Raw genomic sequence first — 13002 nt, forward strand, 5'->3', positions numbered from 1 at the left:
TCACGTGGGGGTGAACAGCCGTGCTGGTTCGCCCAACAGAAAACGGGCGCCCGAAACCGGACGCCCGCCTCCTTATCCAACCATGCGATCCCGAAGGACCGCGAAAGCCGGCTTACTGAACGTTGTCGGCCGCGTCGTGCGCGTTGTCGGCAGCGTTCTCAAGGGCGTCCGAAGCCACCTCGTTCGAGGTGTTCTCGGCCAGATCCTCAAGGTTCTCGCCAGCGTTATCCAGTGCGTTCTCGGTTGCGTCGGCGGCGTTCTCCGCCGGGGTCTGCGAGCTGCAAGCGGCCAGAGACATCAGGCCGGCAGCGGCGAGAACAAAGACTACCTTCTTCATTCGTGCTGCTCCACGTAATTATTCCGGGCCCGGCCCGAATGCCGTCCCGATGCGCTCCATTAGCGTTCCGGAAAGGCCCGTCAACGCGAATTTCACGTTATGTGAATGCGACGTGACAGCTTCTGTTGCAACGCAGCGTGGCAGGAACCATGTTTACGGCTGCGCATTTACCTGTCCACAGGATGAATGGCTCGGGCGACGCGGAGGGTAGTTTTTCGCGGATCCGGCATGAAGAGGAACATCGATGACCGCAATTCCCGGTGGGTCCAAGATCAAGCGTGTCGGCCTGATCGGCAACAGCCCCCCACGTCTCTGCGGCCTCGCAACCTTCACCCGAGACGTTCACCAGGCGCTGGCCGCCGCGTTTCCCGATATCGCCGTTGACCTCTATGCAATGAACGACCCGGGCAGCAACCACTCCTACGGGCCGGAGGTCGCCTGCACGATCGCGCAGGACGATATTGCGGACTATCGCCGCGCCGCCCAGGCGATCAACGACAGCGGGGCGGACGTCGTCCTCGTCCAGCATGAATATGGCATTTTCGGTGGGTCGGCGGGCGCTCATCTGCTGAAGCTGCTCGACCGGGTCGATGCGCCGGTGGTGGTGACGCTGCATACCGTGCTGGAACAGCCGAACGCGGACCAGCGCACCGTGCTGGACGCGTTGGCGCGGCGGGCGTCGCGCCTGATCGTGATGGCTGAAAAGGGGCGCGAGATCCTGGCGCGGGTCCATGGTCTTGCATGGAGCAAGATTGCGGTGGTCCCGCACGGCGTGCCGGACCGCGCGGCCGTGCCCTCGGCCGAGATGAAGCCGCAGTTCGGGTTCGATGGCCGGCGCGTGCTGCTCACCTTCGGCTTGCTGTCGCCCAACAAGGGCATCGAGACGATGATCCGGGCGATGCCCGCGATCGCCGCCGCCCACCCGGAGGCGCTCTACGTGGTGCTCGGCGCCACCCACCCGCACCTTGTGGCGCGGGAAGGGGAGGCGTATCGCGAAAGCCTGATGGCGCTGGCTGAAGAACTGGGCGTCAGCGGTTCGGTGCGCTTCATCGACGGATTTCTGGAGCAGGAGGATCTGCTCGACTACCTTCAGGCCGCCGACCTCTACGTCACGCCTTATCTGAACGAGACGCAGATCACGTCCGGCACCCTGTCCTATGCGGTCGCGCTCGGCAAGCCGGTGGTGTCCACGCCATATTGGCATGCGGCGGAATTGCTCCGCGACGGCCTTGGTGTGCTGGTGTCGTTCGGGGACAGCCGCTGCTTCGCCGAGGAGATCATCAGCCTGCTCGACGATGATGATCGCGTGCGGCGGATGAGCGATCGTGCTTATGCTGCGGGCCGTACCATGTTGTGGTCGCGTCTGGCGGAAGCCTATGTGTCGATCTGCACCGAAGCGGCACGGGGGCGGGCGATCCGCCTGCCGGTGGCCAATCGGGGGGTGGACCGGCGGAGCGCCGTGATACGCCTGGATTCGATCGAGCGCATGACCGACCGCACCGGCATGATCCAGCACTCGATCTTCGCGGTGCCGGATCGTAACCACGGCTATTGCGTGGACGACAATTGCCGCGCGCTGATGCTGATGCACCGGGTGGAAGGCGAGCAGGCGGCGCGTGCCGACCGGCTGGCGACGATCTACGCCTCGTTCGTGCAGCATGCATGGAATGGCGAGCTTGGCCGCTTTCGCAATTTCATGGGCTTCGACCGTGGCTGGCTGGAGGCCGAGGGGTCGGAGGACAGTTTCGGCCGCTCGGTATGGGCGATCGGTGTGACCGCCGCCGAGGCGCATGCGCAGGACATGCGCCGCTGGGCACTGCACCTGTTCGACCAGGTGGCGCCGCACTCGCTCGAACTGGGCAGCCTGCGGACCTGGGCCTTTGCACTACTGGGTGCCGAAGCGGTGCTGCGCCAGCATCGCGACCATGCGCTGGCGAAGCGGATGGTGCGCGAATTCGGCGAGCGGCTGCTGGCCGAGCTGCGGCGCGAGCGCAAGGACGACTGGACCTGGTTCCAAAGCGTGCTGGCCTATGACAATGCCCGCCTGCCCGAGGCGCTGCTGCGCGCCGGAGACCTGTTGGGCGAGCAGGCGATGATCGACGAGGGGTTGGCGGCCTTGGCCTGGCTCGATGCCAAGCAGACCAACAAGCGCGGCCAGTTCCGTGCGGTCGGCACCGACAGCTTCGGGCAGGAATATCGCGAGCCGCTGCCGTTCGACCAGCAGCCGCTGGAGGCATGGGCGACGGTGGATGCCATGCTGGCGGCGCACGGGCTGACGGGTGAGCAACGCTGGCAGGATGCGGCGTGGCGCGCGCACAACTGGTATCTCGGCGACAATGACCTCGACATGCCGATCGCGACCACCGCCGACGGGGGCTGTTTCGACGGCCTGATGAGCGATCGGGTCAACCTGAACCAGGGCGCCGAATCGATCCTGGCCTTCCAATTCTCCTGCGCGGCCATGGCCAAGCTGGCGAATGTCGGGGTGGTGCCGGGCCAGACCCCGCTCATGGCGGCCGAGGCCTGATCGGCCGCTCCGTTTGTCGCACGCGGACCTTTCGCAAGGCGGCGGCCGTCATTTTGCCCTTTGTGGGTAAAGCGACCGCGCCTAGAGCGGCGTGAGGCCGGACGGCCGACTTTCCGACAGCCCAGGGGTGTGTACTTGCTTGACGTGATCCATTGCCCGCTGCGCCTGCAGGCCGATCCGGCCCGGGTTGTGGTGCGCCCGTTTCACATCCCGATCGACGCCCATCCCGAGCCGGGTCGCCCGGGCCGCGTCCGCCGCATCGCGGAAAGCGTGCTGGTGATGGACGAAGAGATGGCCGAGATCGAGTTGGAGCTGGTGCTGCGCGACTTCGAGGCGCGACATTGGCAGACCAGGTCGGTCTTCATGACCCGCTATCGTCAGATCGAGTCCGCTCTTGGACTGGACGGCGGCGCCATTTCGGAGATCAAGAAGCAGCTGATCGGCGCCTTCTTCTGCCACGAATATAGCTATGCCGCCGCCGCGCTGATGAACCCCAGCGTCGTGCCGCACCCCGACCAGAGCGGCTTGACGGATGGCGCCATGCGTATCGCCATGTCGCTGCGTGCGGTCGGTGAGGGGCATATTTCCTCCGTTGCATTCCGCGAGGGCATTCTCGGCCCCGGCTCCATCGTCGAGCTAATGCCGGAGCCGCCCTTCGCCACGGCCGCCGACAGCGCGGCCGAAGTGGGCAATGGCGCGATCCAGGTGCATCGCCATCCCGACAGCTCGCTGTCCGGCACCGTGCTGTTCCCGATGACATCCGCCCAGTCCAAGGGGCTGGAGGACATGCGGCTGGTGCAGTTCACGCACGACGACGGCAGCGTGGAATGGATCGGCACCTATACGGCCTATAACGGCGCGACCATCCGTTCGGAATTGCTGCGCACCACCAACTTCCGCACCTTCACGCTGGCGCCGATGAGCGGCCCGGCTGCGCGCAACAAGGGGATGGCGCTGTTCCCGCGCAAGGTCGGCGGCCAGTATCTGATGATCGGGCGTCAGGATGGCGAGAACGTTTTCATCATCCGATCGGACGAACTGGATCATTGGGGTGAGGGCGAGCTGCTGCTGACGCCCAAATATCCGTGGGAGATGGTGCAGCTCGGCAATTGCGGCTCCCCGATCGAGCTGGACGAGGGCTGGCTGCTGCTGACCCACGGTGTCGGCGCGATGCGGAAATATTCGGTCGGCGCGATCCTGCTCGACAAGGATGACCCCAGCAAGGTGATCGGCCGGATGCCGCAGCCTTTGTTGTCGCCAGCGGACGAGGATCGCGAAGGCTATGTGCCGAACGTGGTGTATAGCTGCGGCGGCATCCGCCATGGGGACATGATCTTCCTGCCTTATGGCGTGGCGGACAGTTCGGTCGCCTTCGCCTTTGTGACGATCGAAAGCCTGCTCGGCGCGATGCGCTGAGCAGTTCCGTTTGGATCACGCACCCGCCGCCGGCGCGCTCCGGCGCTCGCGCGTGCAGAATGTGGCGATCAGAACGGTGATTCCGGCCGTGACGTAGGCGATCGACGTCAGCTTGGCGCTGAGCAGAAGGCCGACGATCGGAGCCAGCCGGAACAGCAAAGGATCGGCGTCGAACGTCTCACCCGGAGCATGGCAGATGCCCAGAGGATTATCGCGATGGACCGGTGCCGTGTCGTTCCCAGCCATGGTTCGCTCCCTCGTGGCCGGCGCGGCTCGCCCGCGTCGGTACGATCCCTCGCAGGCGTCATGCCGATCGCGATCGAAGGGTGCCAGAGCTAGGAAAGGCGACCCACGAGGTCCGGCTTTGCCGTCGACGTCCGGCAAGATTCGCCGAATGATGGGATCACCATGGCGGAGAGATCACCGTCAGGGCAGGGGCAGAGGCGTGATCTGACTATAGGCCACCTGCCAGCGCCCGTCCCGCCGCACCAACGTGTCCGAATAGCGGTAATGCTGGGCGAGCGGTCGGCCATTCTCCGTCCCCCGCAACCGCGCCTCGCCGCCCACGATCACCACGTCGGCCGACAGGCGCTGGAAGAGGCGGTCCGTCACGACAAGCGGCTCCAGCTTCATTCCCGGAGCGGTGAAGCCGTCGATATAGTCGCGCCGGTCGCCCACGCGCCCGGACGATCGCACGAACAGGAAATCGCGGGCGAGCAGACGGTCCAGGGCGGTGCCGTCCCCTTGTTCCTGCGCGTGGACGAACGCATCGGCGGCGGCGCGCACCTCGGCATTGCCGTCGGGAGCCTGCGCCATCACCGGCGTGGCGAGCAAAAGGAGTGGAGCGATCCTGGCCAACATGCGCGGAGGCATAATCGTGCCGCCGCATGGTGCCAAGCGGGCCGTCCGCCGGTCGCATCCTGCCGCGTTGCGCCCATTGATCGCCGCCCTTATGTTGGCAAGGCGCGAGAGGCGGGCTATCGCCGTCGCAACCGATCCCACCAGATCCAATTCCCTCGGAGACAAGGCAAGCCATGGCCGTGCAGTACAGCTTCGTCATGAAGGGCCTGACGAAGACCTTTCCGGGCGCCAACAAGCCGGTGCTCAACAACATCCACCTGCAGTTCATGCCGGGCACCAAGATCGCCATCATCGGTGTGAACGGCGCGGGCAAATCGACCCTGATGAAGATCATGGCCGGCATCGATACCGAATATTCGGGCGAGGCCTGGGCGGCCGAGGGCATCAAGGTCGGCTATCTGCCGCAGGAGCCGCACCTCGACGCGAACAAGACCGTGATCGAGAATGTGCGCGACGGCGTGCGTCCCGTCGCCGACATGGTGGATCGCTTCAACGCGATTTCCGCCGAAATGGGCGATCCCCAGGAGGATACCGACTTCGACGCACTGCTGGAGGAGATGGGCGCGCTTCAGGAAAAGATCGACGCGGTCGATGGCTGGACGCTCGACAACCAGCTTGAGATCGCGATGCAGGCACTCCGCTGCCCGCCTTCGGAGAGCCCGGTCACCAAGCTGTCGGGTGGTGAGCGCCGCCGCGTCGCCCTGACCAAGCTGCTGCTGGAAAAGCCCGACATTCTGTTGCTGGACGAGCCGACCAACCACTTGGACGCTGAGTCGGTAGCGTGGTTGGAGCGGCATCTGGTCGATTATCCCGGCAACGTCATCCTCGTGACCCACGACCGCTACTTCCTCGACAATGTGGTCGGCTGGGTGCTGGAACTCGATCGCGGTCGCGGGCTGCCTTTCGAGGGTAATTATTCCAAGTGGCTGGAAGGCCGCGCCAAGCGGCTGGAGCAGGAAGAGCGCGAGGAAAAGGGCCGCCAGACGGCGATCGCGCAGGAACTGGAATGGATCCGGCAGAGCCCCAAGGCACGCCAGACCAAGTCCAAGGCGCGCATCCGTGCGTTCGATGAGCTGGTCGAGAAGCAGGCGGATCGTCGCCCCGATTCCGCGCAGATCCTGATCCAGATTCCCGAGCGGCTCGGCAACAAGGTGATCGAGGCCAGAGGCCTGACCAAGGCCTATGGCGACAAGCAATTGTTCAAGGGCCTGGATTTCGTGCTGCCGCCGGGCGGTATCGTCGGCGTGATCGGTCCCAACGGTGCCGGCAAGACCACCCTGTTCCGCCTTATCACCGGTCAGGAAAAGCCGGATACGGGCGAGATCGACGTGGGGCCCACCGTGCGGCTGGGCTATGTCGACCAGAGCCGCGATCATCTCGATGCCAACAAGAATGTCTGGGAAGAGGTTTCTGACGGCCTCGACCGCTTCACCTTCGGCAAGCATGACGTGTCGACCCGTGCCTATGTCGGTGCCTTCAACTTCAAGGGCCCCGACCAGCAGAAGCGTGTCGGCCAGCTTTCGGGCGGTGAGCGCAATCGCGTCCACATGGCCAAGATGCTGAAGGAGGGCGGCAACGTCCTGCTGCTCGACGAACCGACCAACGATCTGGACGTCGAGACGCTGCGCGCGCTGGAAGAGGCGCTGGAGAATTTCGCCGGTTGCGCCGTGGTCATCAGCCACGATCGCTTCTTCCTCGATCGTCTGGCCACCCACATCCTGGCATTCGAGGGCGATGGCCATGTGGAATGGTTCGAGGGTAATTTCGAATCGTATGAGGAAGACAAGCGTCGTCGCCTGGGCGATGCGGCCGACCGGCCTGGTTCGGGCGCGCACAAGCGGCTGACCCGCTGATCCGTGTCACCGGCGACGGCGCAGCCCTGCGCGTCGCCGGTTGACGATCCGGTCGCGTCGCCTACGCTCCCGCGAGGAGGCGTGATGGCGGAGACATTGTCCCAGTGGCTTGAGGCGGAGGGGATCGTCGCCAGCGAAGGGCCGGGCGCGATCGCGGACGTGGGCCGCGTACGGGCCCTGCTGATCGAAGCCGCCCAAGCTGGCGAGGCGATCAGCTATTCGGATCTGCTGGGGAAGCTGGGACACCGCTTCACGCGTCCGAAGATGCGTGCCCTGTGTCGGACCCTGGATGCGGTAGACCAGGCCGCCGCCTTTGCCGGAGAGCCCGAACTGGCGGTGCTGGTGGTGCGGGAAACCGATCGCTTGCCCGGTCAGGGCTGGTGGACCGGATCATCGGAAATGCGGGGCTACAAGGGCGCATGGACCGGCGCGGAGCCGAGCGCCTTCGTTCGCGCGATCCAGCAGCGGGCCTTTACCTACTGGTCGGCCGGCGACGGTAGGTTTGGCTAAAGCGCGTGCGCCGCCGCCCAGCCGCTCGCCCACGCCCACTGGAAATTGTAGCCGCCGAGCCACCCGGTCACGTCCACCGCCTCTCCGATGAAAAAGAGGCCGGGCAGCGACTTTGCGGCCATCGTCTTGGAGGAGAGGGCATCGACCGACACGCCGCCGACGGCAACCTCCGCTTTGGCGTAACCTTCCGTGCCGTTCGGGCGGAACTCCCAACCGGCAAGACGCCGCTCCACCTCACGGAGGCGCGCGTCGCGCTGCTCGTCGAGCGGACCGGGCAGGGCGATGCGGTCCGCCAACGCCTCCGCCAGTCGGCCGGGCAAGAGGCCGGCGAGCAGCGACGCCAGGCTGATGCGCGGCCGGCTTCGCTTCATGTCGATCAGCCAGCCTTCGCAATGGTCGGGTAGGAAGTCGATCGCGATCGGTTGCCCATGCCGCCAGTAGGAGGAAACCTGGAGGATGGCCGGGCCGGAAAGGCCGCGATGGGTGAACAAGGCGGCCTCGCGAAAGCCGGTCCGGCCCGCCCTGGCGAGAACCGGCGCGGACACGCCCGACAGCGACCGGAACAAGGCCTCATCCTGCGAAAGGGTGAGGGGGACAAGCGCTGGCCGCGGCTCCACTACCTTCAGGCCGAACCGGCGGGCAAGGTCATAGGCGAAGCCGGTCGCGCCGATCTTGGGAATGGATGGGCCGCCGGTGGCGACCACCAGCGCCGGGGCCGTCGCGATGCCTTCGCGGTAGCAGACGGTGAACAGCCCGTCGGCATGGGAAAGCTCGCTGATCGGGGCGTTCAGCCGCAGAGTGGCCGCGCCCCTGGCGCATTCGTCCACCAGCATGGCAACGACCTGCCGGGCCGAGCCGTCGCAGAACAGCTGGCCGAGCGTCTTTTCGTGCCAGGCAATGCCATGGCGTTCCACCATCGCGAGGAAGTCGGCCGGGGTGTAGCGATCCAGTGCCGAGCGCGCGAAATGCGGATTGCTGGAAAGGTAGCGATCGGGCGCGGTGTGCAGGTTGGTGAAGTTGCACCGCCCGCCGCCGGAGATCAGGATCTTCTTGCCCGGTTCGTCGGCATGGTCGATCACCAGCACGCGCCGGCCACGCTGGGCCGCGACGCCGGCGCACATCAGCCCGGCGCCGCCCGCCCCCAGGATGATCGCGTCGTAGCGATCGGTCATGCCGCCCTGCCTCATCGCCCGTAACGCTCAATAGCCGGTGTAGCGGCCAGGACGGTGGAAGGTGATCAACACCCCGCTCATCGCCGCCGCGCTCACCGCCGACAGCAGCACCTGGGTCGGTGGCACCGCCAGCAGGGCGACCAACATGATGCAGCAGTCGATGCCGAGCTGTGTCCGGCCCGCATTCCAGCCGCGCTTCTTCTGCAGCCACAATGTCAGCACGCCGGTGCCGCCGACTCCGGCCTGGTGCCGCGCAAGGCTGAGGATGCCCATGCCGATCACCGTTCCGCCGAACAAGGCGGCGAACAGCGGGTCGATAAAGGCGAAGCGGAGCAGGTGCGGCGCGAGCAACGAGAGCAGGGTCACCCCGCTGCTGACGATGATGGTCTTGATCATGAAGCCAGGCCCCATCGCCGCCCGGGCGAACAGGAAAAAGGGCAGGTTGATCAGGGTGAACAGCCAGCCGGGCGCTATCGGAAAGATGTAGGACAGGAGCAAAGCGACGCCTGCCACGCCGCCGGTGACCAACCCGGCCGCGTGCAGGCAGACGATGCCGAGCACGATCAACGCCACGCCCACGATCATGGCATAGACGTCTTCGCCCTTGCTGTGGCGCTGCGGCCCTTGCTGGGTAAACAAGTCGGTATTGGGCGGCACTCGCATTTCTCCTTCGCCGCCAGACATCCCTCGCCCGTTCGCCTTGTCAGCGATATCGCGTCATGCAATCGCCAAAGCGAAAGGTGGTGCCATGGTCAAGATCATGACGGGCGGATGCCAGTGCCGCCGGGTACGCTATTCGGTGCGGATCGACAGCGACGAGGCCTATCTGTGCCATTGCGCCATGTGCCGCCACGCGACCGGCGGCGCCTCCATCGCCTTTGTCAGCGTGGTGCTGGACGGCGTGGCCTGGCAAGGCGAACCCGCATGGTATCGCTCCTCGCCGATCGCGGAGCGGCCTTTCTGTGCGGCCTGTGGCACGCCCTTGGGCTTCCGGTTTGCGGAGAATGCCGAACGGATGGACCTGACCTTGGGTTCGTTCGACGATCCCCACGGCTTCCGGCCCGTGCACAATTATGCAACCGAAAGCATCCTGCCGGCATGGCAGGACACGTCGCATCTTCCGGGGCTCCGCTCGGACGAAAATGCGAGCGTGGTCGACAGATGGATGAAAAGTGTTGGCAAGCTCCCCGAATGACCTCCCGATCCACCATTTCCTGGGCCGGGATGGTGCCCAACTCGCCTATCGGGAAGTGGGCAGCGGCCGTCCGCTGATCCTGATTCACGGTCTGTTTTCCAACGGCTGGGTCAATTGGGTGCGGTATGGAACGGCGCAGCACATTGCGGATGCCGGCTTCCGCGTGATCATGCCGGACCTGCGCGGGCATGGGGCCAGCGCCGCACCGCACGACCCTGCCGCCTATCCGCCCGACATCCTGATGCGGGATGCGGAGGCGTTGGTCGATTACCTGCACCTGACCGATTATGACCTGGGCGGCTATTCGCTGGGCGGGCGCACGGTCGTTCGGATGCTGGCCAATGGCGCTAGCCCCCGTCGCGCGATCGTCGCCGGCATGGGATTGCAGGGGCTGCATGACACCGGGCATCGCGCCGGCTTCTTTCGCGACGTTCTCAACAATGCCGGCACGCATCCGCGCGGATCGGGCGCGTGGCTAGCGGAAGGGTTCCTGAAGACCACCGGTGGCGATCCCGCCGCCATGCTGCCGCTGCTGGACAGCTTCGTGGATACGACAACGGCGGAACTGGCCGGGATCGACATACCCGTGCTGGTGCTCAGCGGGCGGGAGGACCAGGACAATGGCTCGGCCGGCGAACTGGCGCAGGTGCTGCCGCAGGGGCGGCTATCCGAAATACCGGGCAATCACATGACGGCAGTGCTGCGCCCGGAACTGGGGAGCGAGATCGCGGCCTTCCTGCTCCGGGACTGATCGGCCGCTTACTGTCCCGGGCCGGCAGCGGACTTTGCGGGAGAGGACGGGCGGTGGCATGCCCGGCCTCACGCCGGGCCTTTACTTGCGCAGCCGCTCGATCGCCTGGGCCAGCGCCACGTAGAGCTTGCCCGTATCGGAGGAGAGCATGGCCGTCGCCATCGACGTGCCTTCACGCACCGCCATCACCCGGCGGATCAGCGCCTCGAAATCATGGATGTAGCGGTTGATCTGCTCGCGGAACTCGCTTTCCTCATTGTAACGCTGGACGATCGCGTTGCAGTCGGCGCGGTCGATCAGCTTCACCGCGCGCCGGGTGAAGATGCCGCGATCGCCGCGCAGATAGGCCTTCCACTCCTCGTCGCTGACCTCGTTGGAGAAGATCTTGGCGACGTCGATCGCGGTTGAATTGAGCGCCTCGATCAGCAGCCCGGTGGTGCGGGCGAAGCTCTGGTCGTCATGCCCCTCCGTATCCTGGGCGTTGGCATCGATCCGGCCCTGGATGGCGGTGGTCGTCTCGGCAATCGTCAACAATTGCCGCGACAGGCGCTCGGCGGCGGCGCGCGCGGCGTCGATCGCCTGTTCGGAGGCAGCTTCGATCGACGCCATTTCGGTCTTGCCCACTTCCGCGATCGCGGCGGTCAGGCTGCGGGTGGCCGACTCGCCGAGACGCTGCGCCACGCGCGGAATTGCGGACGACAAGGCGTCGCGCGCCTCTTCGGAGGCCTGGGCCGCCGTTTGCCGCACCTGATCCAGCACCTCGACCAGCCGGGTGGAAGCGCCATCGCTGAGGGTCGCCACCTCCGTGCTGGCGCGGCGGAGCATGTCCTCCAGCGATGCGGTATGCTGCTGCAATTGCCGGAGGCGGCTGTCCGCCTCGCCGCCGACCTCGCCCAATGCGGTGCGCTGACGATCGAGCAAGGTATCGGCATCGGACAGGCGCTGGCTGATCTCGCCGGCGCTGCGTGCCAGTTCTTCCGTGCGTTGCCCCGCGGCGGAAATGGTTTGCAGGCTCTGTTCGGCATGCAGCCGGACGCGGGACAAAGCGGTGGGGATGGTGTCGCCCAGGGTCACGCCGGATGCATCAGCCTGGGTCCGCAACTGCGACACGCGGCCAAGCAGGGTTTCGGCGGTGTGGGCGCTGCCGCCCAATGTTCGGCCGACCGCCTCCGCATGTTCGGACAAAGTGACGATCGCCTCCGCCAGATCGGCCGTGTGCTCCGCGCCTTTGTCGCTCAAAGCGGCAAAGCGATCCTCGACCATGCCGATCGCCTGATCCAGCTGGCCGAGCAGCCCGCGTGCGGCAAGCTCCTGTCCGCGCAGCCCGGCGCCGATCCCGTCGACCCGCACCACCAGTTCGTCGATCCGCGCGCTCAAGGCCCGCAGCGCGTCATCGCCAGCACCGCTCAGCGCCGCCCGGCTCTGCTCCACCAGCGCGGTGAGGGCGCGGCTCTGCCCGGCGACGGCGTGGCGGGTTTCCTCCACGCCTTCCGTGACGGCGCCGAGCGCGGCATCCACCGCGCGGCCCATCGTACCCGCTGCCTCCACGATCCGCTGGTCGGCGGCGGCGGCGCTTTCCTCGATCCGGTCGAGCTGGATGGTCAGGCGCGAACTGGCGGCGTTGCTGGCATCCCCAGCCGAGCGGGCGCGGCCCGCCAACTGTTCCAGCAATTGCGCGAGGCTGCGGGCGTGAGCGTCGGCCTCCGCCCCGCTGTTGCGCAGGCCATCGGCCATGGCGCGGGCGATCGCCTCCGCCTGCGGCAGATCGGACAGCAGGACCCCCAGGTCGGCACGCGCGGTGGCCGTGGCATCGTCCAGCGCGGCGGCGGTGCGGACAAACGCCTCGCCCTGCGCACCCAGGTCGGCGGCGGCCCGCGCGACGCGCGTTCCCGCATCCTGGCCGAGCCGCTGCAACTCGCCGGCATGGGCGGCAAGCTCGCCTCGCGCCGCCGCGATATGGCGGTTGAGCCCGCCCAACGTGGCCTGCAACATGCGGGTATCGGCGCGGAGCTGCGCCGCCGCACGGCCATAGGCGCTCGCCTCGATCCCGCCGGTACGCAGCAGCAGGACGGCCAGTGCGGCCAATAAAGTGAGGGGAGCACTCGCCAGCCCGATCCACGCCAGCAGGCGCAATGGCTGACCAGGCGCGTCCGGCGCCGCCAAAGCAAGCGCCCATGTCAGGCCGGCAACCCAGATCAGGGCGAGCAGGCCCAACGCCGCCGCGACCCACAGGCCGCGCCGACCCTCCGGCGCGCCCGCATCGCTGTCGATCAGCTCCTGTGGCGCAAGGTCGGACGGTGCCGCCGTTTCGATCGGCGGCATGTCCACCCAATTCACCTGCACGCGTGCCCCCTGGTTCATGTCCCGTCTCTACCATCTT

12 protein-coding genes are annotated in these 13002 nt (G+C 66.6%); 6 read left to right on the forward strand and 6 right to left on the reverse strand.

Annotated features, from left to right (window positions below; all coding sequences use genetic code 11):
- Window positions 1-112: 112 nt before the first annotated feature.
- On the reverse strand, window positions 113-337 hold the full coding sequence (locus Q0D93_RS04815) for a hypothetical protein (protein ID WP_294391809.1): 225 nt from the start codon (window positions 335-337) through the stop codon (window positions 113-115).
- A gap of 244 nt (window positions 338-581) precedes the next feature.
- Here Q0D93_RS04815 and Q0D93_RS04820 point away from each other — a divergent pair, with 244 nt between their 5' ends.
- Together Q0D93_RS04820 and Q0D93_RS04825 are read left to right on the forward strand one after the other, a co-directional pair.
- Window positions 582-2864: a glycosyltransferase family 4 protein gene (locus Q0D93_RS04820; protein ID WP_294391810.1), complete on the forward strand. Its 2283-nt coding sequence runs from the start codon at window positions 582-584 to the stop codon at window positions 2862-2864.
- A gap of 135 nt (window positions 2865-2999) precedes the next feature.
- Complete coding sequence (locus Q0D93_RS04825; protein ID WP_294391811.1) at window positions 3000-4280, forward strand: glycoside hydrolase family 130 protein; 1281 nt, start codon at window positions 3000-3002, stop codon at window positions 4278-4280.
- A gap of 15 nt (window positions 4281-4295) precedes the next feature.
- Here the strand turns inward: Q0D93_RS04825 and Q0D93_RS04830 are convergent, their stop codons facing one another.
- Both Q0D93_RS04830 and Q0D93_RS04835 read right to left on the reverse strand, forming a co-directional pair.
- Window positions 4296-4526 (reverse strand): hypothetical protein, encoded by a 231-nt coding sequence (locus Q0D93_RS04830; protein ID WP_294391812.1) that lies wholly within the window; start codon window positions 4524-4526, stop codon window positions 4296-4298.
- Between the two features lie 180 nt (window positions 4527-4706).
- Window positions 4707-5141 (reverse strand): nuclear transport factor 2 family protein, encoded by a 435-nt coding sequence (locus Q0D93_RS04835; protein WP_294391813.1) that lies wholly within the window; start codon window positions 5139-5141, stop codon window positions 4707-4709.
- Between the two features lie 173 nt (window positions 5142-5314).
- Between Q0D93_RS04835 and ettA the strand changes: the two genes are divergently transcribed.
- Both ettA and Q0D93_RS04845 read left to right on the forward strand, forming a co-directional pair.
- Window positions 5315-6994: an energy-dependent translational throttle protein EttA gene (ettA, locus tag Q0D93_RS04840; protein WP_294391814.1), complete on the forward strand. Its 1680-nt coding sequence runs from the start codon at window positions 5315-5317 to the stop codon at window positions 6992-6994.
- Between the two features lie 84 nt (window positions 6995-7078).
- Window positions 7079-7504 (forward strand): ribose-phosphate pyrophosphokinase, encoded by a 426-nt coding sequence (locus Q0D93_RS04845; RefSeq protein WP_294391815.1) that lies wholly within the window; start codon window positions 7079-7081, stop codon window positions 7502-7504.
- On the opposite strand, the gene Q0D93_RS04850 is transcribed toward Q0D93_RS04845, so the two are convergent.
- On the reverse strand, window positions 7501-8676 hold the full coding sequence (locus tag Q0D93_RS04850; RefSeq protein ID WP_294391816.1) for an NAD(P)/FAD-dependent oxidoreductase: 1176 nt from the start codon (window positions 8674-8676) through the stop codon (window positions 7501-7503). The two genes, Q0D93_RS04845 and Q0D93_RS04850, sit on opposite strands and share 4 nt — an antisense overlap.
- Window positions 8677-8703: 27 nt before the next feature.
- A complete protein-coding gene (locus Q0D93_RS04855; protein ID WP_294391817.1) occupies window positions 8704-9333 on the reverse strand; it encodes a YitT family protein in 630 nt (209 codons plus the stop codon).
- Between the two features lie 91 nt (window positions 9334-9424).
- On the opposite strand from Q0D93_RS04855, the gene Q0D93_RS04860 reads away from it, so the two are divergent.
- The gene (locus Q0D93_RS04860) at window positions 9425-9871 is read left to right on the forward strand and encodes a GFA family protein (protein ID WP_294391818.1); all 447 of its coding nucleotides are present in this window, start codon (window positions 9425-9427) and stop codon (window positions 9869-9871) included.
- Window positions 9852-10622, forward strand: a complete 771-nt coding sequence (locus Q0D93_RS04865) for an alpha/beta fold hydrolase (RefSeq protein ID WP_294391819.1) — start codon at window positions 9852-9854, stop codon at window positions 10620-10622. Before Q0D93_RS04860 ends, Q0D93_RS04865 begins: the two co-directional genes overlap by 20 nt.
- 81 nt (window positions 10623-10703) lie before the next feature.
- On the opposite strand, the gene Q0D93_RS04870 is transcribed toward Q0D93_RS04865, so the two are convergent.
- Window positions 10704-12983 (reverse strand): hypothetical protein, encoded by a 2280-nt coding sequence (locus Q0D93_RS04870; protein WP_294391820.1) that lies wholly within the window; start codon window positions 12981-12983, stop codon window positions 10704-10706.
- Window positions 12984-13002: the final 19 nt, after the last annotated feature.

It is taken from the genome of uncultured Sphingomonas sp. (assembly GCF_934560975.1).
Classification (GTDB): Bacteria; Pseudomonadota; Alphaproteobacteria; order Sphingomonadales; family Sphingomonadaceae; genus Sphingomonas_I.